General features: G+C 66.3%; 21 protein-coding genes. 13 read left to right on the plus strand and 8 right to left on the minus strand.

Annotated features, from left to right (window positions below):
- Positions 1–27 precede the first annotated feature (27 nt).
- Together RND64_RS07290 and RND64_RS07295 are read left to right on the plus strand one after the other, a co-directional pair.
- The gene (locus tag RND64_RS07290; RefSeq protein WP_005207924.1) at positions 28–615 is read left to right on the plus strand and encodes a sigma-70 family RNA polymerase sigma factor; all 588 of its coding nucleotides are present in this window, start codon (positions 28–30) and stop codon (positions 613–615) included.
- Positions 599–1,534 (plus strand): anti-sigma-D factor RsdA, encoded by a 936-nt coding sequence (locus RND64_RS07295; RefSeq protein WP_083444408.1) that lies wholly within the window; start codon positions 599–601, stop codon positions 1,532–1,534. The genes RND64_RS07290 and RND64_RS07295 overlap by 17 nt, the downstream gene beginning before the upstream one ends.
- A gap of 152 nt (positions 1,535–1,686) precedes the next feature.
- Here RND64_RS07295 and RND64_RS07300 read toward each other — a convergent pair whose 3' ends face one another.
- Positions 1,687–2,076, minus strand: a complete 390-nt coding sequence (locus RND64_RS07300; RefSeq protein ID WP_049699806.1) for a DUF5319 domain-containing protein — start codon at positions 2,074–2,076, stop codon at positions 1,687–1,689.
- A 132-nt stretch (positions 2,077–2,208) separates the two neighbouring features.
- On the opposite strand from RND64_RS07300, the gene guaB reads away from it, so the two are divergent.
- From guaB to RND64_RS07315, 3 genes are all read left to right on the plus strand, one after another.
- Entirely contained in the window at positions 2,209–3,720 is a 1,512-nt protein-coding gene (guaB, locus tag RND64_RS07305; protein ID WP_049699606.1) for an IMP dehydrogenase, read from the plus strand.
- Between the two features lie 76 nt (positions 3,721–3,796).
- The gene (locus tag RND64_RS07310) at positions 3,797–4,939 is read left to right on the plus strand and encodes a GuaB3 family IMP dehydrogenase-related protein (RefSeq protein ID WP_049699605.1); all 1,143 of its coding nucleotides are present in this window, start codon (positions 3,797–3,799) and stop codon (positions 4,937–4,939) included.
- Between the two features lie 69 nt (positions 4,940–5,008).
- Positions 5,009–6,853, plus strand: coding sequence for an FAD-dependent oxidoreductase (locus RND64_RS07315; protein ID WP_235434388.1), 1,845 nt, complete (start codon positions 5,009–5,011; stop codon positions 6,851–6,853).
- 133 nt (positions 6,854–6,986) lie between these two features.
- Here the strand turns inward: RND64_RS07315 and RND64_RS07320 are convergent, their stop codons facing one another.
- The 3 genes from RND64_RS07320 to RND64_RS07330 are packed head-to-tail and all read right to left on the minus strand — an operon-like array spanning position 6,987 to position 8,936.
- Complete coding sequence (locus RND64_RS07320; RefSeq protein WP_049699604.1) at positions 6,987–7,589, minus strand: energy-coupling factor transporter transmembrane component T family protein; 603 nt, start codon at positions 7,587–7,589, stop codon at positions 6,987–6,989.
- Positions 7,586–8,260, minus strand: coding sequence for an energy-coupling factor ABC transporter ATP-binding protein (locus tag RND64_RS07325; RefSeq protein WP_049699603.1), 675 nt, complete (start codon positions 8,258–8,260; stop codon positions 7,586–7,588). Before RND64_RS07325 ends, RND64_RS07320 begins: the two co-directional genes overlap by 4 nt.
- Before the next feature lie 22 nt (positions 8,261–8,282).
- The gene (locus tag RND64_RS07330; RefSeq protein ID WP_049699804.1) at positions 8,283–8,936 is read right to left on the minus strand and encodes a biotin transporter BioY; all 654 of its coding nucleotides are present in this window, start codon (positions 8,934–8,936) and stop codon (positions 8,283–8,285) included.
- Between the two features lie 114 nt (positions 8,937–9,050).
- Between RND64_RS07330 and guaA the strand changes: the two genes are divergently transcribed.
- Positions 9,051–10,676, plus strand: a complete 1,626-nt coding sequence (gene guaA / locus RND64_RS07335) for a glutamine-hydrolyzing GMP synthase (RefSeq protein ID WP_049699803.1) — start codon at positions 9,051–9,053, stop codon at positions 10,674–10,676.
- A gap of 27 nt (positions 10,677–10,703) precedes the next feature.
- Here the strand turns inward: guaA and RND64_RS07340 are convergent, their stop codons facing one another.
- Positions 10,704–10,961, minus strand: coding sequence for a hypothetical protein (locus RND64_RS07340; protein ID WP_235434387.1), 258 nt, complete (start codon positions 10,959–10,961; stop codon positions 10,704–10,706).
- On the minus strand, positions 10,958–12,313 hold the full coding sequence (locus RND64_RS07345; RefSeq protein ID WP_049699602.1) for a PspC domain-containing protein: 1,356 nt from the start codon (positions 12,311–12,313) through the stop codon (positions 10,958–10,960). Before RND64_RS07345 ends, RND64_RS07340 begins: the two co-directional genes overlap by 4 nt.
- Positions 12,314–12,395: 82 nt before the next feature.
- On the opposite strand from RND64_RS07345, the gene RND64_RS07350 reads away from it, so the two are divergent.
- Both RND64_RS07350 and RND64_RS07355 read left to right on the plus strand, forming a co-directional pair.
- Entirely contained in the window at positions 12,396–13,736 is a 1,341-nt protein-coding gene (locus tag RND64_RS07350; RefSeq protein ID WP_083444407.1) for an ATP-binding protein, read from the plus strand.
- A complete protein-coding gene (locus tag RND64_RS07355; protein WP_049699600.1) occupies positions 13,733–14,428 on the plus strand; it encodes a response regulator in 696 nt (231 codons plus the stop codon). Before RND64_RS07350 ends, RND64_RS07355 begins: the two co-directional genes overlap by 4 nt.
- Before the next feature lie 46 nt (positions 14,429–14,474).
- On the opposite strand, the gene RND64_RS07360 is transcribed toward RND64_RS07355, so the two are convergent.
- Positions 14,475–15,782, minus strand: a complete 1,308-nt coding sequence (locus RND64_RS07360; RefSeq protein ID WP_049699599.1) for a serine/threonine-protein kinase — start codon at positions 15,780–15,782, stop codon at positions 14,475–14,477.
- Positions 15,783–15,913: 131 nt separating this feature from the next.
- Between RND64_RS07360 and RND64_RS07365 the strand changes: the two genes are divergently transcribed.
- From RND64_RS07365 to RND64_RS07375, 3 genes are all read left to right on the plus strand, one after another.
- A complete protein-coding gene (locus tag RND64_RS07365) occupies positions 15,914–16,945 on the plus strand; it encodes an Rv2578c family radical SAM protein (protein WP_049699598.1) in 1,032 nt (343 codons plus the stop codon).
- A 262-nt stretch (positions 16,946–17,207) separates the two neighbouring features.
- The gene (locus RND64_RS07370) at positions 17,208–18,134 is read left to right on the plus strand and encodes a hypothetical protein (protein WP_049699801.1); all 927 of its coding nucleotides are present in this window, start codon (positions 17,208–17,210) and stop codon (positions 18,132–18,134) included.
- A complete protein-coding gene (locus RND64_RS07375; RefSeq protein ID WP_049699597.1) occupies positions 18,134–19,717 on the plus strand; it encodes a DNA polymerase Y family protein in 1,584 nt (527 codons plus the stop codon). Before RND64_RS07370 ends, RND64_RS07375 begins: the two co-directional genes overlap by 1 nt.
- Positions 19,718–19,921: 204 nt before the next feature.
- Here the strand turns inward: RND64_RS07375 and RND64_RS07380 are convergent, their stop codons facing one another.
- On the minus strand, positions 19,922–20,980 hold the full coding sequence (locus RND64_RS07380) for an alanine racemase (protein ID WP_049699596.1): 1,059 nt from the start codon (positions 20,978–20,980) through the stop codon (positions 19,922–19,924).
- A 178-nt stretch (positions 20,981–21,158) separates the two neighbouring features.
- Here RND64_RS07380 and RND64_RS07385 point away from each other — a divergent pair, with 178 nt between their 5' ends.
- Positions 21,159–21,587 carry a MarR family winged helix-turn-helix transcriptional regulator gene (locus tag RND64_RS07385; protein ID WP_049699595.1) on the plus strand — a complete coding sequence of 143 codons (429 nt, stop codon included), beginning with the start codon at positions 21,159–21,161 and terminating at the stop codon, positions 21,585–21,587.
- Between the two features lie 26 nt (positions 21,588–21,613).
- A complete protein-coding gene (locus RND64_RS07390; protein ID WP_049699594.1) occupies positions 21,614–22,189 on the plus strand; it encodes a cysteine hydrolase family protein in 576 nt (191 codons plus the stop codon).
- Position 22,190 lies beyond the last annotated feature (1 nt).

Here is a 22,190-nt window from a genome sequence, read left to right on the forward strand (position 1 = left end):
CGTGTAACACGGGAATCTCAACTGACGATGAAACTGACAGGTGTTGAGTTAGACGAAGCCGTCCGCGCAGCCGCGTCGGGCGACCGGGTCGCACTCACGTCAGTCCTCGAAAGTGTGCAGGAACCGATCGTGCGCTACTGCCGAGGGCGAATCGGTGTCGGAGAACGCCATTTGTTCTCCGCTGACGACGTGGCGCAGGAGGCCCTTATGGCTGTCATGACCGCGCTGCCCCGGTATCAAGACCAGGGGCGACCGTTCATGGCCTTTGTGTACGGCATTGCCTCGCACAAGGTAGCTGACGCCATGCGCGTCGCCGGTCGTGTGAAGGCTGACCCCGTCGAGCAGCTCCCCGAGGTCGTCCAGGTCACTGGAGGACCAGAGCAGAGCGCACTCGACGCCGACGCCAGCCGTGAGATGAAAGCACTTCTCGCGTTGATTCCGGAGAAGCAACGCGAAGTGCTCATCCTGCGTCTGGTCGTCGGACTGTCCGCTGAGGAGACCGCGGAAGCCGTGGGAAGCACCCCCGGTGCGGTTCGCGTCGCGCAACACCGAGCTTTGGCCAAGTTGAAGGAACAGCTGAGAAAGGCGGGAGGACATGATGAACGACGAGCATGAGTCGCATCGTGGTCGCTCCGTGCCGGGTCGGCGGCAGTCGGGGGGCATGCATGACACCGGAACTGGTGCGTACAGAAATCCCACAGGGGAGTGGTCGACTCCCGACGACACGCCCGTGGACATCTCCGCGGTCCAATTCGACGACGCGTTCATCGACGCACTGTCGCACGACGTTCCGACGCCGACGCGCGATGACGCCGAGTACGAGCTCGCGGGTCTGCTCTCCGCGTGGCGCCACGAGTCGCTAGCCGATCCGCTGCCGCTCGGCCCGACTGTCGCCGACGTCGAGAACGCGATCGCTGCGGAACGTCCGAGGGCTCGGACCCGTACCGTGGTGCGCACCCTGCGTATCGTCGCCGGGGCCGCAGCAGTTGCCATCGTCGCGGCAGCAGGGCTCACCGTGATGTCGCAGGGTTCCGAACCGGGCGACCCGCTGTGGAACGTCAAGAAGGTCGTGTTCGCGCAGGCTGCATCGGAAACGCAAGCCGCATACGACGTGCGTTCGAACCTCGAGAAGGCCGAAGCCGAACTCGCCGCAGGCAACACGCCTGCCGCCGAATCGTTGATCTCGCAGGCAGAGAATTCGATGGGGCCGGTTCGCGACTCAGACACCCGCTCACACATGGACGAGTGGATCGGACGCCTGCGAGCCGACACCGGGACAACCGTGCGCAGCGGTACCTCGGCAACGTCGCCGAACGGCGGAAACGTCGATACCTCCCAGGCGCGAACGTCGGAGCCGCAACAGCCGACCGACCCGCTCACGAGTCAGACAAAGCCCGAGACGACGTCGCCTCAGACGACTCCGCCTGAGACCAGCCAGACCCCGACGACCACAACCAAGCCGCCGACGACGACCACGACCACCACTACGGCGGCAAACGACGGTCCGTCGAGCAGCTGGCCACCGTCGAGCTGATCTGCGTCAGTCAGACGGATTAAGACCTTCGGTGTAGGACAGGTCAATCGGGCGAGACAATCGAACAAGCCACGAGCTCCGCGATTGCGGCGCTCGTGGCTTGTTTCGTGATGTCAGCTGTGTGCGACGCCCGAGACGCTGTGCTCGGTATCTCAGCGGTCGTCGTCGATGTGATGGTGCGCGTCGGCATAGCCGCGGCAGTAGTCCCAGGTGACGTAGGCGTCGGGACGCGGATCGACAGCGGGCTCATGCGGCCGCACGGTTCCGTCGATCAATAGTTGAAGTAGGTTGGCGCGCAGCATGTCCCAGTCGTGGTAATGGTCTTCCTGGCAGTCGTCGCAGACGACGACGAGCCCACGAATCCCACGATGTGCCAGCAATGCCTCATAGACGGCGAGGTCGGCCAGATCCTCTTCGACCGCGAGCCGCTCACTCTCGTCCAAGGGGATGCCAGGCTCCATCGAATCCAGCATGGAAGCCGGATCGCTGGGGTCGTCGGCGAACGGGTCTGGTGGAAGGCCCGGTGGGAGATGATCACGCACGACTCCACCGTAACCGATTGCAGCGCACGGCTGCCGCAACGCTCCACAGTTTGTCTGCTGTCTGCGCCGACGCCGGGCGCCCTTCGCTGCGGGCGAAATCAGCAGCCACCCTTTACCAGATAGAATGGACTAATGACGCAGGTTCGCACCGGAGGAGACGACCCCGGCAAGGTCGCAATGCTCGGACTGACGTTTGACGACGTCCTGTTGTTGCCGTCGGCGTCGGATGTGATTCCCAGTGAGGTCGACACATCCACGCGGGTGACCAAGGAGATCACGCTTCGCGTGCCTCTCGTAAGTTCGGCGATGGACACCGTCACCGAGTCGCGCATGGCCATCGCCATGGCGCGTGCCGGCGGCATGGGTGTCCTCCACCGCAACTTGTCGATCGAGGCCCAGGCCGGCCAGGTGGAGACGGTCAAGCGCTCCGAGGCGGGCATGGTGACCGATCCCGTGACCTGCTCGCCGAGCAACACGCTCGCCGAGGTCGACGCCATGTGTGCCCGGTACCGCATCTCCGGCCTGCCGGTCGTCGACGATCGCGGCGAACTCGTCGGCATCATCACCAACCGCGACATGCGCTTCGAGGTCGACCAGGACCGCCCGGTCTCCGAGGTGATGACCAAGGCGCCGCTCATCACCGCACAGGAAGGCGTGTCCGCTGAGGCCGCGCTCGGACTCCTGCGTCGCAACAAGGTCGAGAAGCTGCCGATCGTCGACGGCAACGGCAAGCTCACCGGCCTCATCACGGTCAAGGACTTCGTCAAGACCGAGCAGCACCCGCTTGCCACCAAGGATTCCGACGGCCGATTGCTCGTCGGCGCGGCCGTGGGAACCGGCGATCCGCAGTGGGAACGTGCGATGGCGCTCTCCGACGCGGGCGCCGACGTGATCATCGTCGACACCGCCCATGCGCACAACCGACTGGTGCTCGAGATGGTCGCCAAGCTCAAGGCCGAAATCGGCGATCGTGTGCAGATCGTCGGCGGCAACGTCGCAACCCGTGAGGCCGCGCAGGCGCTCGTCGACGCGGGCGCCGACGCCGTGAAGGTCGGTGTCGGCCCCGGCTCGATCTGCACGACCCGCGTCGTCGCAGGTGTCGGTGCCCCGCAGATCACCGCGATCCTCGAAGCCGTCGCCGTGTGCAACAAGGCAGGCGTTCCGGTCATCGCCGACGGTGGCGTGCAGTACTCCGGCGACATCGCCAAGGCACTCGCGGCAGGCGCGTCGACCGTTATGCTCGGTTCGCTCCTCGCGGGCACCGCAGAGGCTCCCGGCGACCTGATCCTGGTCAACGGCAAGCAGTTCAAGAGCTACCGAGGCATGGGATCGCTCGGTGCCATGCAGGGCCGCGGACAGGCCAAGTCGTACTCCAAGGACCGCTACTTCCAAGACGACGTGCTCGCCGAGGAGAAGCTGGTGCCCGAGGGCATCGAAGGACGGGTGCCCTACCGCGGGCCCCTCGGCCAGGTGGTGCACCAGCTCGTCGGCGGACTTCGTGCGTCGATGGGTTACACCGGGTCGTCGACCATCGATCACCTGCAGGGTGCACGCTTCGTGCAGATCACCGCGGCGGGCCTCAAGGAGTCGCATCCGCACGACATCACACTGACCGCCGAGGCGCCGAACTACTATTCCCGCTGAACGTCGTCGTGATCGTTGCGATCACGACGCCGCACAGTCGAATAGCAGTCCATCAACCCCCTAGAGAGGCGCAACGGTGCGTGACCTGACCGACATCGGCATGGGCAGAACCGCCCGTCGAACATATGAACTCGACGACATCAGCATCGTCCCGTCACGACGGACGCGCTCATCGAAGGAAGTGTCGACGGCCTGGCAGATCGACGCCTACCGGTTCAACTCGCCGATACTGAGCCATCCCACCGACGCCCTCGTCTCGCCGCAGATGGCGGTGGCGCTGGGAAGGCTCGGTTCGCTCGGCGCAATCAACGGTGAGGGACTCTGGGCGCGCCACCGCGACGTCGAGGGCAAGATCGCGCAACTCGTCGACATCGCGCTCAACGATCCGGACCCATCCGCGCCCGTGCGCTTCCTGCAGGAACTGCATCGCGCCCCGATCGACACCGATCTTCTCGGCGAAGCCGTGAGCTTTGTGCGTGACGCGGGTGTGACGACCGCCGTTCGGGTGAGTCCGCAACACGCACCGGAACTGACGCCCGCACTCCTCGCCGCCGGCGTCGAGATCCTGGTCGTGCACGGCACGATCATCTCCGCCGAGCATGTTGTCCGCGGTGAAGAAGAACCACTCAACCTCAAGACGTTCATCGCCGAACTCGACATCCCGGTGATCGCGGGCGGCGTACACGACCACCGGACCGCCCTCCACCTGATGCGGACCGGCGCTGCCGGCGTGATCGTCGGATACGGCTCGGCCGAAGGAGCGACGACGACATCGGAGGTGCTCGGTATCGGCGTTCCGATGGCCACCGCCATCGCCGACGCCGCAGCTGCGCGTCGGGAGTACCTCGACGAGACCGGCGGCCGCTATGTGCACGTCATCGCCGACGGCGACATCCACACCTCTGGCGACCTCGCCAAGGCGATCGCCTGTGGTGCCGATGCCGCGGTGCTCGGTACGCCGCTGGCCGCAGCAGCCGAAGCCCCAGGTCAAGGATGGTATTGGCCGTCGGCCGCAGCGCATCCTGACACTCCGCGCGGCGCGCTGCTGCGCGTCGCGACCGACGTGGGACGCCCGAGCCTCGAGACGGTACTCAACGGACCGTCCGACGACCCGTTCGGAGAACTGAATCTGGTTGGCGCACTGCGTCGTTCGATGGCGAAGGCCGGCTATTCCGATCTCAAGGAGTTCCAGAAGGTCGGGTTGTCTGTTCGCGCCTAACCGCGTTTTCTGCCCACCAGGTGAGACCGCCGTCACGTCATGTGACAACGGGCGTTAGAATGGTTGGCTATGGCAGCCCACCATGGTTTCGACAAGCTCAACCAGCGCAAGAACAAGCTCAACCAGCGCAAGAACGCGCTCAACCAGCGCAACAACGCGCTCAACCAGCGCGAGAATGAGCCTGACTTCGACGTGCTCATCGTCGGTTCCGGTTTCGGCGGCAGCGTCAGTGCGTTGCGCCTCGTCGAGAAGGGGTACCGCGTCGGGGTGATCGAAGCCGGACGTCGGTTCGAAGACCACGAGTTCGCGAAGACGAGCTGGCGTCTGCACAAGTGGCTGTGGGCGCCGAAGCTCGGGCTGTACGGGATTCAGCGGATCCACGCCCTCAAGGACGTGATGATCATGGCGGGAGCGGGCGTCGGCGGTGGCTCGCTCAACTACGCCAACACCCTGTACAAGCCTCCGACTCCGTTCTTCACCGATCCCCAGTGGAACCACATCACCGACTGGGAGGCCGAGCTCACACCGCATTACGAGCAGGCGCGACGGATGCTGGGCGTCGTCACCAATCCCACTGTCACAGAATCGGATCGGGTGATGCGTACCGTCGCCGAACAGATGGGCGCGGCCAACACCTTCACCTCGACGCCGGTCGGAGTGTTCTTCGGTGCCAAGACCGGCCTGGCGGGAGTGCCGGGCGAGACCGTGCCGGACCCGTATTTCGGTGGAGCCGGACCCGAGCGGACCGCCTGCACCGAGTGCGGGGCGTGCATGACCGGCTGCCGGGTGGGCGCGAAGAACACCCTGATGAAGAACTACCTCGGTCTCGCCGAGCGCAACGGAGCAACGATCATCGACCGCACCACCGTCGACGGACTCGCGCAGCGTGCCGACGGGACGTGGGAGGTCGACACCAGGGGCTCGTCGTCGTGGGGTCCGTTCGGCGCGGGTAAGCGCACCTTCACCGCAGATCAGGTGATCGTCGCGGCCGGGACGTTCAACACGCAGAAGCTGCTTCACCGTGCCAAGGGGACGTCGCTTCCGAAGATCTCCGACGCGATGGGCGCGTTGACGCGTACCAACTCCGAGTCGATCCTCGGCGCGATGGCTGCGAAATACGATCCGCAACACGACTATTCGCACGGGGTGGCGATCACGTCGTCGTTCCATCCGGAGCCCAACACGCATATCGAGCCAGTTCGATATGGCAAGGGCAGCAACGCGATTGCGTATCTGCAGACGGTGCTCACCGACGGTGGCAGTAGGCGCAACCGGTTCGGTCAGTTCTTGAAGGAGATCGCGCGGAACCCCTTCCTGCTCGTGCGACTTCTCTTCGTGCGCAAGTGGAGTCAGCGCACCGTGATCGCTCTGGTCATGCAGAGCAGTGACAACTCACTGACCACGTTCGTGCGTAAGCGCGGACCGTTCCGTTACGTCACGAGCAAGCAGGGGCACGGTGAGCCGAATCCGACGTGGATTCCCAAGGGTAACGAGGCAACTCGACGCATCGCCGACATCCTGCCGGGAGGGCTCGCGGGCGGCACCTGGGGCGACGTGATGAACATGCCGCTCACCGCCCACTACCTCGGCGGGTGTGCCATCTCCGACGATCCTGCGAACGGCGTCGTCGACGCATACCACCGTGTGTGGGGTTATCCGACGCTGCATGTCACCGATGGTGCCGCGGTCTCGGCGAATCTCGGCGTCAACCCGTCGTTGACCATCTCGGCGCAGGCCGAGCGCGCGATCTCGTTGTGGCCCAACAAGGGTGAAGATGACCAGCGCCCCGAGCAGGGCAGCAGTTACAGGCGGCTCGCGCCGATCGCACCCGCACACCCTGTGGTGCCCGCCGACGCTCCTGGTGCGCTGCGGCTGCCGATCACGCCGGTGTTCTCGACGGCTGTGGTTCCCTGACCGCACGCCCGGCAGCAGGGGTGGCGCGCGCAGAAAACCACACCCCTCGGGTCCTCCGCCTGTACCGGTACATGCGAGCGACCCACGAGGCGTAGCTTTCTGCGCGGCTCGGGACCCGAGCACTGCTGTGTGATCAGTCCAGCCCGCGGGCGCTGAGGCTCTCGGCGAACCCGTCGGCGGTCCGCAGCGCGGCGATCACGATGGGCGCAACCAGGATTCGTGCGCCTGGCCGTAGTCCGCGTGCGCGGCGCGCCTCGTCGACCTGGCCAGCGATCTCGACGATCAGCGGAATCGTCCGGATGGTCAGGGCGAGCGAGATCGCGATGAGGTCGGTGCGCACGCCGAGCTTGCTCAGCGGCGACATGGCGCGCGTCAGGGAGTCCAGCATGTCGGTGGTGCGGGTGGTCAGGCTGACGACGGCGGCCAGAAGCACCGAGAGCGCGAGGATGCCGCACAACAGAACCGCTCGACGCCAGTCGGTGAAGACGAGCTGAAACACGAAGACGAACAACAGAATCCACAGCGTCGGCCGGAACTGGCGCCACGCCGTGGCCGGACCGATGCCGGCAAGTGCGTAGACCGCGACGACCGCGGCGGCGGCAATGCCGAGGGCCGGAAGGGTTCTCACACACAGGGTGATGACGAGAATGCCTGCAGCGAGGCCGAGCAACTTCACGCCGGGGGAGGCCCTGTGCAGCAGCGAGTGTCCGGGCAGGTAGGTGCCGAGCGGATTCATGCCATCGCCTCGCGATAGGCGGGCAGTGCGACGCCGGGCACATCGTCGACGGTGATGACCCCGTCGTCGATGACGAGTACGCGCTCGAAGTCGTCGACAAGGTCGAGGTCGTGGGTGACCACGACGAGTTGGACGTCGAGGTCGGCGAACACGCGACGCAGCATACGGCTGTTGCGCAGGTCGAGGAGCGTCGTCGGTTCGTCGGCGACGATGATCGCCGGTTCGGTGACGAATACCGCTGCGAGAGCGAGGAGTTGTTTCTGCCCGCCGGACAGTCTGCTCGCGGGTTGGTCGGCGTGGTCGGCGAGGCCGAAACGCTCGAGCACGCTCATCGCGCGGTCCCGACGTTCGGCCTTGTTCAGATCTGTTCTGGTCAGCGACAGTTCGATGTCCTCACGCACCGTCGGCATGATGATCTGTCGGTCGGGGTCGGAGAAGATGAATCCGACGCGGCGTCGAACACGACGCTTCTCCTTCGCGGCGTCGAGACCATCGACGACGACGGTCCCGGTGTCGGGGACGACGAGCGCGTTGATCATCCGCGCCAGCGTCGACTTTCCGCTGCCGTTGGCGCCCACGATGCCGATGCGTCGTTCGGGAAGGTCGACCGAGACATCACTCAACACTCGACGACCGTCGAATGAGTGTGAGACATCGCGGAATTCGATCACGCGGGGTCCATGCGGTGAGGTGTCATGCGGTGAGTGCGACGACGCGTCCACGTCGTATGCGCAGTGGGGTGATGAGGCCTGGCCACCCTCGGTGCACCTGGCTCGCGACCAGCGCCGCGATCACCGCCTTGACTGCGTCGCCCGCGATGAACCAGCCGTTGGCCGCGATCGCCGCCCACAGGGTGAGGTCGGCGCGGATCATCAGGCCGATGGTGCCGCAGATGTAGATCACCAGCACTCCGCCGATCAGATTCGCCACGATGCCCAGCAGGATTCGGTACCGCGGCATCATGAAGGCGGTCAGCAACCCGATCACGAACACGCCGGGCAGGAAGCCGACGAAGAATCCGGCCGTCGGCGACGACAGTGCGGTCAGACCGTTGCGACCACCCGAGAGGATCGGCAGTCCCGCGATCGCGAGGGCCATGAAGATGACCACCGCCAACGTGCCCTTCTTGGGGCCGAGGATGGCGCCGGTCAGCATCACGCCGAGGGTTTGGAAGGTGATCGGTACGCCCGCGCTGCCGACGCTGATCTGTCCCGGCAAGCCGAGTGCCGCGATCAGTGCGGCGAACACAGCAGCCTGGGTGATGTCGGAGATCGACAGGGACAGCCATCGCCGACCCGGCTTCTCGACAGATGACCTGGCCTTTTCTCGCTCGTCTGAGGTGCTCATATCGACATGGAGTATCCCACGGTGCTGCCTGAGCTCCATCGTCGCCGCCTGCACGGCGGTGGCGGGTGCCGCCTGCGCGGCGGTCGCGTCGGTACGCACGCATAGAATGGGGTGGTGACAGACTCTTCCGCCGACACCTCGTCTGCCGACCGATCCTCCGCCGAGAGCGCGCTCGTCGAGGGCCCGCGACCGGTCCTCGTCGTCGACTTCGGTGCGCAGTACGCGCAATTGATCGCTCGACGTGTCCGTGAGGCGCGTATCTACTCCGAGGTCATCGCCCACGACGCCACGATCGATGAGTTCAAGGCCAAGGATCCTGCCGCGATCATCCTGTCCGGCGGGCCGGCGTCGGTGTACGCCGACGACGCGCCGAGCCTCGATCCGGCCATTCTTGAGCTGGGCATCCCGGTGTTCGGGATCTGCTACGGCTTCCAGACAATGGCTGCCGCGCTCGGCGGCGAGGTGGCCAACACAGGTGGGCGCGAGTTCGGACGCACGACGTTCACCGCCACCGACGACGGCGTGCTACATCGCGGTCTCGACCGCAACCAGCCCGTGTGGATGAGCCACAACGACGCCGTGCAGGTGGCGCCCGAGGGCTTCGTCGTCACAGGGTCGACGCCCGGTGCGCCCGTCGCGGCGTTCGAGTCCGTCGAGGCGAAGATGGCAGGCGTGCAGTACCACCCCGAGGTGCTGCATACGCCGCACGGCCAGCAGGTGCTCACCCGGTTCCTCTACGAGATCGCGGGCCTCGAGGCCGACTGGACGCCCGCGAACATCGCCGACGCACTGATCGACCAGGTCTCCGACCAGATCGGCGACGGCCTCGCGATCTGCGGTCTGTCGGGCGGCGTCGATTCGGCGGTTGCGGCAGCGCTGGTTCAGCGGGCCATCGGCGATCGGCTGACGTGTGTCTTCGTCGACCACGGACTGCTACGTGCCGGTGAGCGTGAGCAGGTCGAGCACGACTTCGTCGCCGCCACCGGTGCGCGACTGGTGACGGTCGACGCCGCCGACAAGTTCCTCGCCGAACTGTCCGGTGTCAGCGACCCCGAGACCAAGCGCAAGATCATCGGACGCGAGTTCATTCGGTCGTTCGAGGGCGCTGTCAGCGACGTGCTGGGCGACCGAGCGGCCGACGGAGACAAGGTCGACTTCCTGGTCCAGGGCACGCTGTACCCCGACGTGGTCGAATCCGGCGGGGGTAGCGGCACCGCGAACATCAAGAGCCACCACAACGTCGGCGGGTTGCCAGACGATCTCGAGTTCAGCCTCGTCGAGCCTCTGCGGTTGTTGTTCAAGGACGAGGTGCGGGCGGTCGGACGTGAACTCGGTCTGCCCGAGGAGATTGTCGGTCGTCAGCCGTTCCCCGGACCCGGTCTCGCCATCCGCATCGTCGGCGACGTGACCGCCGACCGTCTCTCGATGCTGCGCAAGGCCGACCTCATCGCCCGAGAGGAGCTGACGGCCGCGGGTCTCGATCACCAGATCTGGCAGTGCCCGGTGGTGTTGCTCGCCGACGTGCGCAGCGTCGGCGTGCAGGGCGACGGCCGCACCTACGGGCATCCGATCGTCCTGCGGCCGGTGTCGAGCGAGGACGCTATGACGGCCGACTGGACGCGCGTGCCGTACGAGGTACTCGAGACGATCTCCACACGCATCACCAACGAGGTGCCCGACGTGAACCGCGTCGTCCTCGACGTCACGAGCAAGCCGCCGGGCACCATCGAGTGGGAGTAGCAGCCGAGCGGGAGTAGGTGGCGAGCGCTAACTGCGTCGCGCGCCGCTGACCAGAAGCACCAGGCCGACGATCAGCCCTATCCCGACGACGCCCCAGCCGAGGACCGACGCCGACGGGAGATCGGGGGTGTCGGCCAGGCCCCAGATCGCCACCGCGATCGCGGCGATACCGAGGAGCGCGAGCCCTGGGGCGCGGTGCCCCACGGCATTGCCCACCTGCTCGCTGCTGCCTGACTCGTTGCCCTCTGCGGTTCCGTTGGCCGTTTCTGGACGCCAGTCGTTCATCGGGTCACCTCCACGCTGCCCACGTTGGCGTGCGCATTGATCGTCAACACTGGCTTGTCGGCGCCGGCAGTGCCGACGGATAGCCCTTCAGGGCACTGCGGATCACCGACATTCAACGTGCAGTTCGCCCGCACATTCATGTCCTTCGGGACCCGCACGGTCACTTCGCCGAGGCCGGCACGAAGGTCGACGGTGCGGTCGGAAGTGAGCGTGAGGTCGCGGACGTCGAGTTCGAGCGAGCCCATGGTGACCGAGTACCTGTCGCGAATGTCGTTCTCGGACAGTGGCTTATACATGCGCTGACCCACACCTCCGGACGGTACGACGCTCTCGTCGGACTGTCCGACCCATGTCGTCGTTGCGCCGGTGACGATGACCGCCGCGCCCAACGCGACCGCCAGCGGGACGAGTCCGACCTGCCGTCGCCCAGCGGATCGCTTCAACGCTGCGAGCGTGAGCAGACCAACGCCGACGACCGCGAGGGCCATGGAGAGAATGCGCGTCGGGGTGAACCACTCGACACCCGCCTGGTGTGCGGCCACCCCGCTCATCGCCACGAGAAGGGCCGCTCCGACGACGATGAGCGATGCTCGGGTGGAGGAGTGTCGGTTCTCCGGTACCGCGGGCGGCGTCGGGGTCGCGGGTTCAGGTAGATCCCAGGCGAATCGTGCGGCACCGAGCGGGTCCCACGACGGTGGCTGGCGGTCGGCGAGGGTGAACACCGACGTCGCGGCGTCGGAGCTGTCGCCGCGAGGCGTGGTCGGAACGTCGAAAGCTGGGGGGCTCGGGACGGTGACCGGCACTCCCGTCGCGCCCTCGAAGCTCGGCGCTGCCCCGGTGCGCAGCGCGCGCGGAGTCCAGCGCTGGAACTGATCCGCAGTGGCCGAGGGCGCCGCGGTGAGCGTGTCGGCGCTCGTTCCGGGCAGCGGTGTCGGTGTTCGACGGAACAGAAGCCACCAGCCGAGCAACATGAGTACGGTGCCGAGACCGGCACTCGAACTCCACGTGCCGTGCGGACCGAACGACATCACCAGGACGACCGCGACGGCCGCGACGATCACGAACTTCGGGTTGTGGTGGCGGCCGTGGCCGTGCCCACTGCGATCGTTGGCGGGGTCGGCGGCCGAGAGTCTGCTCGAGGGGAAGGCGATCCATCCGATGACGTAGAGGAGCAGGCCGCCGCCACCGAACAGCGTCGAGACGACGAAAGCGACCTTCACCAGCGTCGGATCGACGCGGTAGCGGAACGCGATGCCGCTGCAGACACCTGCGACCGTGCGCGGACTCGCCGGACGAACGGGACGCGTGTGCCAGAGATGCTCGAGCTGTGCGCGGACTTGTGTGGCATCCATGAGTCCTATCCTCGCGGCCCTGCTTGGCGTGGGCATCGGGGACATACCCTGACGTTCCCCCGGAAATCGGGGAACGACCCTGATGTGGCGACCGGGGTGTGTGGGGCAGTATCGAAGTGTGAGTACCCCCGCTGCCCCCGATGTGCCACCGATCCCTCGGCTGGTGCGACGTGACGCCGGCCGGGTCATCGGTGGCGTCGCGGGCGGCGTCGCCGATCATCTCGGCGTCGACGCGTTCCGCGTCCGCGTGGTGTTCGTGGTGTTGGCAGCGTTGGCCGGTGCAGGTGTGCTGGCCTACGGACTGCTGTGGTTCTTCTGCCCGCAGGGCAACGACACCGAATCGCCCGCGCCGGGGGAGCGTCGACAAGCGTTGGGTCTCGCGGTGCTCGCGCTGGTCGCGATGACCGTCGTCGGGTTCGCGGCGTCGGGAACGCCCGCCGCCTATCTCGTGCCGTTCGTGTTCGTGATGGTCGGTGCGGGCCTGGTGTGGCGCGAGTTCGACACGTCGAAAACCGCGCCCCACAGCACCGCGCTCACCTGGACGCGGTTGGCGGGCGGCGCTGTCCTCGTCGTCGGTGGCCTTGCGGTGATCGTCGTGGCGGGCCGGCGCAATTACGGCGGCCTGAGCACCACGTTGCTTGCCGTCGCAGCCACCTTGATCGGTGTCGTGCTGCTGACCGTGCCGCTGTGGATGCGACTGTGGCGCGCGCTGAACGAGGAGCGAGCGGCCCGAATCCGAAACGCCGAGCGCGAGGAGATCGCATCCCACCTCCACGACTCGGTGCTCCAGACACTTGCGCTCATCCAGAAGCAGGCGGGTAAACCCGAGGAGGTCGCCCGGTTGGCCCGCAGCCAGGAGCGCGAGTTGCGCGGCTGGCTCTTCGGCGACGTCGCTCAGCGCGGTACCTCGTTGAGTGCGTCGATCCGTGAGGTCGGCGCAGAGGTGGAGGACACGTACGGGATCGAGGTCGAGGTGATCACCGTCGGCGACCTGCGTCCCGACGAGGGAGCCCGCCACGGACCAGGGAGCGAGATACGACGGTGGCCCGCCCTGATCGGAGCGACGCGCGAGGCGCTCGTCAACGCGGCCAAGCACTCCGGCGAGCGTAGCGTCGATGTCTACATGGAGGTGGGCGACGAGGAGGTCGAGGTGTTCGTGCGCGACCGGGGCGTCGGATTCGATCGTGATGGTGTCGACCCGGACAGGCAGGGGCTTGCCCGCTCCATCAAGTCTCGGGTGGAACGTGCTGGGGGACAGGCTCGTATCGATTCGACGCCGGGACGCGGAACGAACATCCGACTGATCATGCCGCGCCCCACGACGCACTCCGACGCGGATACCGATGGCCACGACGACCCGCACGATGTCACGGACGAAGCCACACACACCGACGAGGCGATCGACCACGGGAAGGCACGATGAACGAGAACGCGACCGCCGGGCCGGATGCACAGAGCGCGTTGTGCCGTGTGTTTCTCGTCGACGACCACGCGGTGTTCCGCTCCGGGGTACGCGCCGAACTCGCCAACGAACCGGGACTGCACGTGGTTGGCGAGGCGGGCACCGTCGCCGATTCGATCACTGCCATCACGCGACTCCGGCCAGACGTCGTGCTCCTCGACGTCCACATGCCCGCCGGTGGCGGCGTTTCCGTATTGCGTGGTGTCACAGAGACTTTGGGCGACGATGCGCCGGTTTTCCTCGCACTCAGCGTGTCCGACGCCGCCGAGGATGTGATCGCCACGATCAGGGCGGGAGCCCGCGGATACGTGACCAAGACGATCGACGGTCGCGAACTGGCCGACGCGGTTCGACGCGTGGCAGACGGTGACGCGGTATTCAGTCCGCGCCTCGCTGGATTCGTGCTCGATTCGTTCACGGGGAAATCGTCGGTGCCCGAGCCCGCCCTCGATCCCGAACTCGACTCTCTCACACGACGAGAGCTCGAGGTGTTGCGTCTGTTGGCGCGCGGATACACCTACCGCGAGATCGCCGAAGAACTGTTCATCTCGATCAAAACCGTCGAGACCCACGCGTCGAACGTGTTGCGGAAGACCCAGCAGTCCAACCGAAATGCGTTGACCCGGTGGGCCGCCACCCGCCACATCGGTTGAGGTCGGGCGCAGTTCTCGTTGTGGCCCAGTACAGCTCCCGTGTGACTCAGCGCATCAAGACGATCGCGAGGACGATCACGACGGCCAGCACCACGAAGAAGCCGAGTACGGCGAGCGCGAGCGTCGTCGGAGATGTGCCCGAAGCCCGTTGGGAGGGTGGAAGACTCGCATAGGGGTCGATCGGATAATGCTCGCCCTGATACTGACCACTCGGGTATTGACCACTGGGGTATTGCCCGCTCTGGAACGGTGGTGTCGACGAGACCAGAGTGTGGTGTCGATGCGGCGACGCCGGGGTCTGCCATCCGGCGGCAACCGACGTGCCCGGGGTTCGTCGATCCGACGCGGGGCGGGCCGAGGGAAAACCGCCGGGGCGGGCCGAATCCGGTTGCGACGACTGGCCGGGTCCCGCGCCATGCGGCGTCTGCGGGGGAAGGGTCGTCACGCCTGATGCGCGGGGAATCAGGCTCGTGAGTATCTGATCGGCGGAGGCGCGGCCGCCGGACGCGACTGCGATGAGTTCGTCACGGGCCTGTGCCATCGTGATCCGCTTCGTCGGACTGGGTTCGAGCATGTGCAGAAGCACTGGTTCGAGGGCGCCCGCCCGCTTCATCGGATTGATCTGCGCACGAGCCACCTTGTGCAACATGACAAGTGAGTTATCGTCGACTCCGAATGGTGGCTCGCCCTCGACCATCGTGTAGACCGTCGCACCGAGTGAGTACACATCGGATGCCTCGGACGGTTCAGCACCGCGAGCGACTTCGGGAGCGAAATACGCTGGGGTGCCGGTGATCACGCCGGTCTGCGTCAACGTGATGTCGTCCTTGGCTCGCGAGATGCCGAAGTCGGTGAGTTTGACCAGTCCCACGTTGCGTCCGGATTCGGAGATGAGGATGTTGCCCGGCTTGATGTCGCGATGCACGATGCCCGCTGCGTGGGCCTCGGTCATGGCGTCGGCGACCTGCGCACCGATCTTGGCCGATTCGGTGACGTCGAGTGTGCCTGCCGAGTAAAGGATCTGGGCGATGCTCCGTGACGGAAGGTACTCCATCACCAGCCACGGTTCACCGCGGTCGAGTGCAACGTCGTGCATCGCAATCGCGTTGCGGTGGGCGAGTTTCGCGGCAATTCTGCCCTCACGCATCGCGCGCTTACGGGCATTGTCGGCGGAATCGTCGGAGAGGCCCTCGGTGGAGAGGACCTGTTTGACCGCGACATCACGATCAAGAAGTTGGTCGCGGGCCAGCCAGACGGTGCCCATGCCGCCGCCACCGATTCGGGATTTCAGCCGATAACGGCCGGCGACCAGGTACTGGGGACCCGGTGTGCGGTAGCTCTCGGCGAGTGACATACGGAAATGATAGCCGCGTGGGCCGCCCGGGGACGTGGCCGTGGAGAGCTCGTTGCGGTTCTGTGGTCGGTGGATGGTGCTCGTGGGCTGGTGGGTTGACAGTGCCTAGTACGTATGTTCGACTCATCACCATGAGGTGGTCCGAACAGGTGGTCGAAGTCGACGACGGCGCGCTGCCCGGCTTCGCGCGTGCCGGACTCGTGCGGTCGGTGCAGACTCCGGAGTTCGAGGGCATCACCTTTCACGAGGTGCTCGCCAAGAGTGCACTCAACGCCATGCCGGAGGGGTCGGGGTTGCCGTTCCGGTTCACGGTCAACACATTTCGTGGATGTTCGCATGCGTGCCGCTACTGTTTCGCGCGGCCGACACACGAGTACCTCGACCTCGACGCCGGGCGCGACTTCGACTCGCAGGTAGTGGTCAAGCTCAACGTCGCCGCGGTGCTGCGTAAAGAACTCCGACGACGCTCGTGGCAGCGGGAGACCGTTGCGTTGGGCACCAACACCGATCCGTATCAGCGTGCTGAGGGTCGGTACCGGTTGATGCCCGGTGTGATCACCGCGCTCGCCGAATCGGGGACGCCGTTGTCGATCCTCACCAAGGGCACACTGCTACGTCGAGATCTACCGCTGTTGCGTCAGGCGTCGGCCCGGATTCCGGTGAGTATCGGAGTGTCGCTGGCCATCTTCGACGACGACCTGCAGAAGCAGATCGAACCGGGAACGCCGTCGCCGCGGGCGCGGTTGGAGCTGATTCGCGCGATCGCCGAGGCAGGGTTTGTGCCACACGTCATGGTCGCGCCGGTCATCCCGTATCTGAGCGATTCCACCGCGCACCTCGACGCCCTGCTCGGCGCGCTCGCCGACGCAGGGGCGGCCGGGGTCACCGCGTTCCCGATGCATCTACGCAGTTCCACCAAACCGTGGTTCATGAATTGGCTTGCCGCGAATCATCCCGCGCTGGTGCGCAAGTACAACGGGTTGTACGGCCGGGGTGCGTATGTCACCGCGGAGTATTCGTCGTGGCTGCGAGATCGATTGCAGCCGTTGGTGGCCCGGCACGGATTGGCCGGCCGCGATCACGGCAGGGCAGAATCGGCGGATTCGGACGAGCGCGACCTGGTCGCGCCGCCGGAGATGGCCGAGGCGTTGACGTTGTTCTGAGCAGCCGCGTCTGCGATGTCGATGGCTTGTCGAAGGTTTTGTGCGGCCGGAAAGAGCAGGTCAGCCTGCATTTTCGCGTCGTGATCGTCGTTCGTGGGCGGCGGCTCGGCCGTTCGTCACCTGGGCTGTTGCGGAGTGTCAGAGGGGCGTCGTACGATCTGAATATCGAAAAAACGTTCGATCAAACTCGGTGATCCGAGCGACCGACGGCGCAGCAACTTCCCGGCTCGCCATGCATCACAACGCTGGCCAGGAGGTCTTCATGAGTGTTTTGCCGTTGGCTCATCCGAACGCATCGCAGTCGGATGCGCATGCTCTCGACGGTGGCCTGCCGGACGGTGGTGATCTGCCCGATGTGGGTGATGTGCCGGATGGGGCGCGGGCCGACACGCTGGCGCAACTCCGCAAGCGGATGGCGGTGCTGTCCGGCATGCCAGACAGGTTGTCCGTCGACCGTGTTGACGAGATCGGCGACCGGCTACCGCTGCCGGACGTTCTCGCAGATCTGTTGCCACACAGCAACTCTCAACACCATGATGCTCGTCGCGGGGGGATCGCCCGAGGGAGTGTGATCGACTGTTCCGGGGCGCGGTCGTTGGTGGTCGCGATGATCGCCGCGGTGAGTCGCAGTGGTGGTCAGGTGGGAATCGTCGGCTTGCCGTGGCTGAGCTTGTTGTCGGTCGCGGAGATGGGTGCCGATCTCGCCCGTATCGCCATCGTGCCGGATCCGGGAGTCGATCCGATCGAGATCGCCTCGGTGCTGCTCGACGGCATGGATCTGGTGGTGCTCGGCCTCCGTGGAGTCGACGTCGCGCCCGCGCGGTGCCGGGTGGTCAGCGGCCGGGTGCGGCAGCAGTCGTCGGCGCTGTTGGTCGTCGACGGTCATTGGCCGGGCGCGCAGGTGCGTATGGAGGCGAGCGTGCTCACCTACCGGCACGTCCCGGGAACGTCGGGAACAGATCTCTCTGCAGCACGACGTGGGCACGGTCGGATCGGGGGACTGCGGCTGCAGGTCACCGCAACCGGGCGTGACCGTAGACGACGCAGCGCCGACGTCGATCTGAGCTCGTTGAGTGCGCACGGTCAAGCCGGGCTCGTGGGGCTGACACGCCCCGAAGATCCGGTAGTGGGCAGATCGGATGATCAGCTCAGCGCAGACGACCAGATGCTCACCGCGGTGGCGAACTGATGGGTCGGGTCATGGCCGTGTGGTGCCCGGACTGGCCCGCGATGGCGGCAGCAGCCGACGAGGATCTGCCTCCGGCACAACCGATTGCGGTGTTGTCGGCCAATCGGGTGACCGCGACGTCGGCGACCGCCCGAGCGGCTGGGGTCCGACGGGGCATGAGAAAAAGACAGGCGCAGGCGGTGTGTCCGGAGATGCGGGTGTTCACCGCCGACGTCGATCGTGACGCACGTTTCTTCGAGCCGGTGGTGGCGGCGGTGGCCGAGGTGGTCGCCGTGGTCGAGGTGCTGCGGCCGGGACTGGTGGTGATGCCTGCCGACGGCGCCGCTCGACATCACGGCGGAGAGGAGTCGCTGGCCGAACAACTCGTCGACCAGATTTCGGTGTGCGGCGTCGAATCGCAGGTCGGGGTTGCTGATGAGTTGTTCACCGCGGTGATCGCCGCACGTCGGGGACATCACGTCGAACCGGGAGCAAGCCGTGCCTATCTGGCCGATCTCCCTGTGGCGGAACTGAACGTCGAGCAGAGTTTGTCTGTGCCCGAACGGGCAGAGCTGGTCGATCTGTTGCGTCGACTCGGGCTCGTCACCATCGGCGATTTCGCCGCGATGTCTGCGCGCGACGTCGCAACCAGGTTCTCAGCCGACGCCGCCGTCGCCCACCGGTTGGCCAACGCACTGGCCGATCGTCGACCGTCGGGCAGTGCGGTCGCACCGGAGTTGGTGATCGAGTACGTTTGCGAGCCATCGATCGACCGGATCGACGCCGCAGCGTTCGCGGGCCGACGCCTCGCCGACATGCTGCATCGTCGACTCGCCGACGTACCCGCGGCATGTACCAAGCTCAAGGTCGAGGCTGTTACCGAACGCGGACAACGACATTCACGGATCTGGCGGTGTGCACAACCGCTCACACCGGACGCGACAGCCGACCGCATCCGGTGGCAGTTGGAGGGCTGGCTGACCGGCGCGGGCAGGGGGAGGAGTCGCGGCGACACCCGGCCCGACTCGCCGATCGCGATGCTTCGACTCGAGCCGGTGGAGACTGTCGACGCCGGCGAGTTGCGCTACGCACTGACCGGTGCGGGACTGCCGGGCGAGTCGGAGGTCTCCGAGCGCGCACGCCGGTCATTGGAGCGTGTGCAGGGTCTACTCGGCGGCGACGCCGTGCAGGTGCCGGTGCGCAGCGGTGGTCGCGGGCCGTCGGAGCAGATCACGATGATCCCACTCGGCGACGAGAAGATCCCCGAGCGCGACCCGCAGGCGCCGTGGCCGGGTCGCGTGCCCCAGCCCGCACCCGCGGTCATGTCCCGCGCCCCGGTGTCGTTGACCGACGCGTCGGGGCAACCGGTGACCGTCACCGGTCGGGGAGCGTTCTCCGACGAGCCCGCCGTCGTACGCATGGCACGTCCCGGCCGCGACGCCGCCCGCGACACCTGGGCGTTGAGCTGGTGGGCCGGACCGTGGCCTGCGGGCATGGACGACACCGGCATCGTCGCCAGAGCCCAAGTGCTCCTAGAGGATTCACGCGCGCTGCTGCTCTACTACCGGGCGGGCGACTGGATGGTCGAGGGCGTGTACGAGTAGCGGCGTTCCGGTGTGCGCGCCGGTGCGGAAAGTAGGGGAAGGGTTCTTTCCCGGGTTCTGTACGTTTCCTCGTGTTGTTTCTCGAGAAAGGGTGCGAAACCCACGGAAAGAATCTTTCCCCTAGTTCCTGCGCGGGGCCGGGGTGGTTCTGCGCCGACCAGGCGGTTGAGGCGGCCCGGCCGCGCACGCGCGCGGAGTCTGCGGTCAGCTGTTCGCGCCGCGGGCGATCACGCGCCACGTCGGAACCGCGCCACCATCGTCACCACCACCGACGACCAGCTCGTCGACGAGGTTCACCGCGGTGCAGACGTGGTTGGGCACGACGCGCACCGTCGAGCCGAGCTCGGGGGTGTTCTCGTCCGGGTACTCGACAACCGCGTGGTGTTCGGAGAGTGCGACGATGCGTGCGTCTGGCTCGTCGAGTATCCGACCGTGCCCGCTGGCCCACGCGGGCCGGTCGGCCCCGATGATCTTGCTGCCCGCGTCGAGAACCACACGACGTCCGTCGCGATGAACGACGGTGCTGACGGCGGTCAGTGACACATCGTCGAATCCGCAGACGCCGAGCTCCACCTGCTGGGCGTCGTAGAACGGGTAGACGCCCGGTCGGATCTCGGTCAGCACGCCCGAATCCGCGAACTCGATCGTCGGCGTCGAGCCGCCACTCCGCACACGTGGCTCGATTCCTTTGTCGCGCAACCGCTCTGCCGCCGTTGCGAGTGCAGTTATCTCCTGTGCAGCTGCGTCACTGCGTGCATGTCCTGGGCCGTATCCGTGGCCGGGAAACGTGAAGACCCCGACCACGTCGAGCCCAGCCGACTGCGCGGCTACTGCGACCTCGCCGGCGGACTCAGGTGCCACGCCTGTCCGGTGTTGTCCGGAGTCGACCTCGACGAGAACTTCGGCGCCGGGTAGTTCGGCGGCAAGGCGCGTGGCCCCTTCGACGGCGTCGACGGCCAGACGGAGTGCAACCCGATCGGCGAGCGCGCGCAGTCGAGAACCCTTGTGCGCGCTCACCCACAGCGGATACGCGAGGAACAGGTCGGAGACGCCCGCATCGGCGAACGCCTCTGCTTCACCGATCGTCGCCACCGTGAGTCCCACAGCGCCGCTGTCGATCTGGCGTCGAGCGAGCTCTACGGTCTTGTGCGTCTTGGCGTGTGGCCGCAGATCGACGTGAGCGTTCCGCGCGAGCTCGGCGACCGCCTGCAGGTTGCGATCGAGGCGGGCGAGGTCTACGGCGAGATACGGGGTGTCGGTCACCGATCCACGGTACCGAGGGAGGTCGACGGAAGGTTGTTGGGACGCTGAGGGCTTTCGGGCACCAGGATGCTGGGGGCGCGGGGGTGGGGGCGCCAATGGAGTGTCGGGAGAAGTTGTCGGCAATGTCTTTTCAATCAGTCAACTTATCAGTTAGCTGATTATTTGCTAGACTCACAATATGTCCGAAAGTGCCGCCGAGATCGCCGCGACCCTGCGCCCCGTGCTTGCGGCGCTCAATCGTCGACTTCGGGCGCAGGGCCCGATCGGGGATCTCACGCGGTCGCAGACCAACGTGCTCGGCAGGCTCGAACGTGGGGGACCGGCGACGGCAAACGACCTCGCCCGAGCCGAAGGTGTTCGCCCACAGTCGATGTCGACGACAGTTGCGGCGCTGCTCGAGCAGGGGCTCATTGTCCGGACGCCTCATCCGAAAGATCGTCGAAAGACACTCCTCGATCTCTCGGACAAGGCTCGTGAGACCTACGCGCGTGGACGATTGGCTCGCGAGGACTGGCTCGCCGACCGGCTCGGGCAGGTTCTCACCGACGAGGAACGGGCGCAGATCGCCACCGCAACAGAGCTTCTCCGCCGTGTGGCGGAGTCCTGACAGTCGCTTCGATCAAGGAGGAATCCATGGCCATGACAGCGCTCGACCCGCGGGTCGCGTTGATCGTCATCGACATGCAACGTGGAATCGCGTTGCGCGACAATCTCGCACCGTATCCGGCGTCGGAAATCGTCGACCGCGCGGGACAATTGGTCGACAGGTTCCGCAAGTACGGGCAGCTCGTGGTGATGGTCAACGTCGACGCCGTGCCTCCCGGACGGACGGACCGCAACTCTGGATCGGCGAGGCCGCAACTGCCGACGGAGTGGACCGAGCTCATCGACGAATTCGCCCCCGAGCCTGACGATCTGGTGGTGACCAAACATTCGCGTAGCGCATTCGCGGGTACCGCACTCCTCGAGGAGTTGCGTTCCAGGGGCGTCACCCAGGTCGCCGTCGTCGGGATCGCCAGCGGCGCAGGCGTCGAATCGACGGCCCGCGACGCACACGAAGCGGGGTTCAACGTGACGTTGCCGACCGACGCGATGACCGATTCCGACGGGGAGCGTCACGCGCACAGCGTGCGCGAGGTGTTCCCCCAGATCGCCGAGACAGGTTCGACCGCAGAGCTTCTCGAACTCCTCGACGCCACAGCTCAGTGAG

The sequence above is a fragment of the Gordonia sp. w5E2 genome (genome assembly GCF_036540975.1).
In the GTDB taxonomy this organism is placed as follows: Bacteria; Actinomycetota; Actinomycetes; order Mycobacteriales; family Mycobacteriaceae; genus Gordonia; species Gordonia jacobaea.

Coding starts and splice junctions, on each gene's coding strand:
- RND64_RS07290 (WP_005207924.1), top strand. CDS start 28: ATGAAACTGACAGGTGTTGAGTTAGACGAAGCCGTCCGCGCAGCCGCG.
- RND64_RS07295 (WP_083444408.1), top strand. CDS start 599: ATGAACGACGAGCATGAGTCGCATCGTGGTCGCTCCGTGCCGGGTCGG.
- guaB (WP_049699606.1), top strand. CDS start 2,209: ATGACGCAGGTTCGCACCGGAGGAGACGACCCCGGCAAGGTCGCAATG.
- RND64_RS07315 (WP_235434388.1), top strand. CDS start 5,009: ATGGCAGCCCACCATGGTTTCGACAAGCTCAACCAGCGCAAGAACAAG.
- RND64_RS07320 (WP_049699604.1), bottom strand. CDS start 7,589: ATGAATCCGCTCGGCACCTACCTGCCCGGACACTCGCTGCTGCACAGG.
- RND64_RS07330 (WP_049699804.1), bottom strand. CDS start 8,936: ATGAGCACCTCAGACGAGCGAGAAAAGGCCAGGTCATCTGTCGAGAAG.
- RND64_RS07340 (WP_235434387.1), bottom strand. CDS start 10,961: ATGAACGACTGGCGTCCAGAAACGGCCAACGGAACCGCAGAGGGCAAC.
- RND64_RS07345 (WP_049699602.1), bottom strand. CDS start 12,313: ATGGATGCCACACAAGTCCGCGCACAGCTCGAGCATCTCTGGCACACG.
- RND64_RS07350 (WP_083444407.1), top strand. CDS start 12,396: ATGTGGCGACCGGGGTGTGTGGGGCAGTATCGAAGTGTGAGTACCCCC.
- RND64_RS07355 (WP_049699600.1), top strand. CDS start 13,733: ATGAACGAGAACGCGACCGCCGGGCCGGATGCACAGAGCGCGTTGTGC.
- RND64_RS07360 (WP_049699599.1), bottom strand. CDS start 15,782: ATGTCACTCGCCGAGAGCTACCGCACACCGGGTCCCCAGTACCTGGTC.
- RND64_RS07365 (WP_049699598.1), top strand. CDS start 15,914: ATGAGGTGGTCCGAACAGGTGGTCGAAGTCGACGACGGCGCGCTGCCC.
- RND64_RS07370 (WP_049699801.1), top strand. CDS start 17,208: ATGAGTGTTTTGCCGTTGGCTCATCCGAACGCATCGCAGTCGGATGCG.
- RND64_RS07375 (WP_049699597.1), top strand. CDS start 18,134: ATGGGTCGGGTCATGGCCGTGTGGTGCCCGGACTGGCCCGCGATGGCG.
- RND64_RS07385 (WP_049699595.1), top strand. CDS start 21,159: ATGTCCGAAAGTGCCGCCGAGATCGCCGCGACCCTGCGCCCCGTGCTT.
- RND64_RS07390 (WP_049699594.1), top strand. CDS start 21,614: ATGGCCATGACAGCGCTCGACCCGCGGGTCGCGTTGATCGTCATCGAC.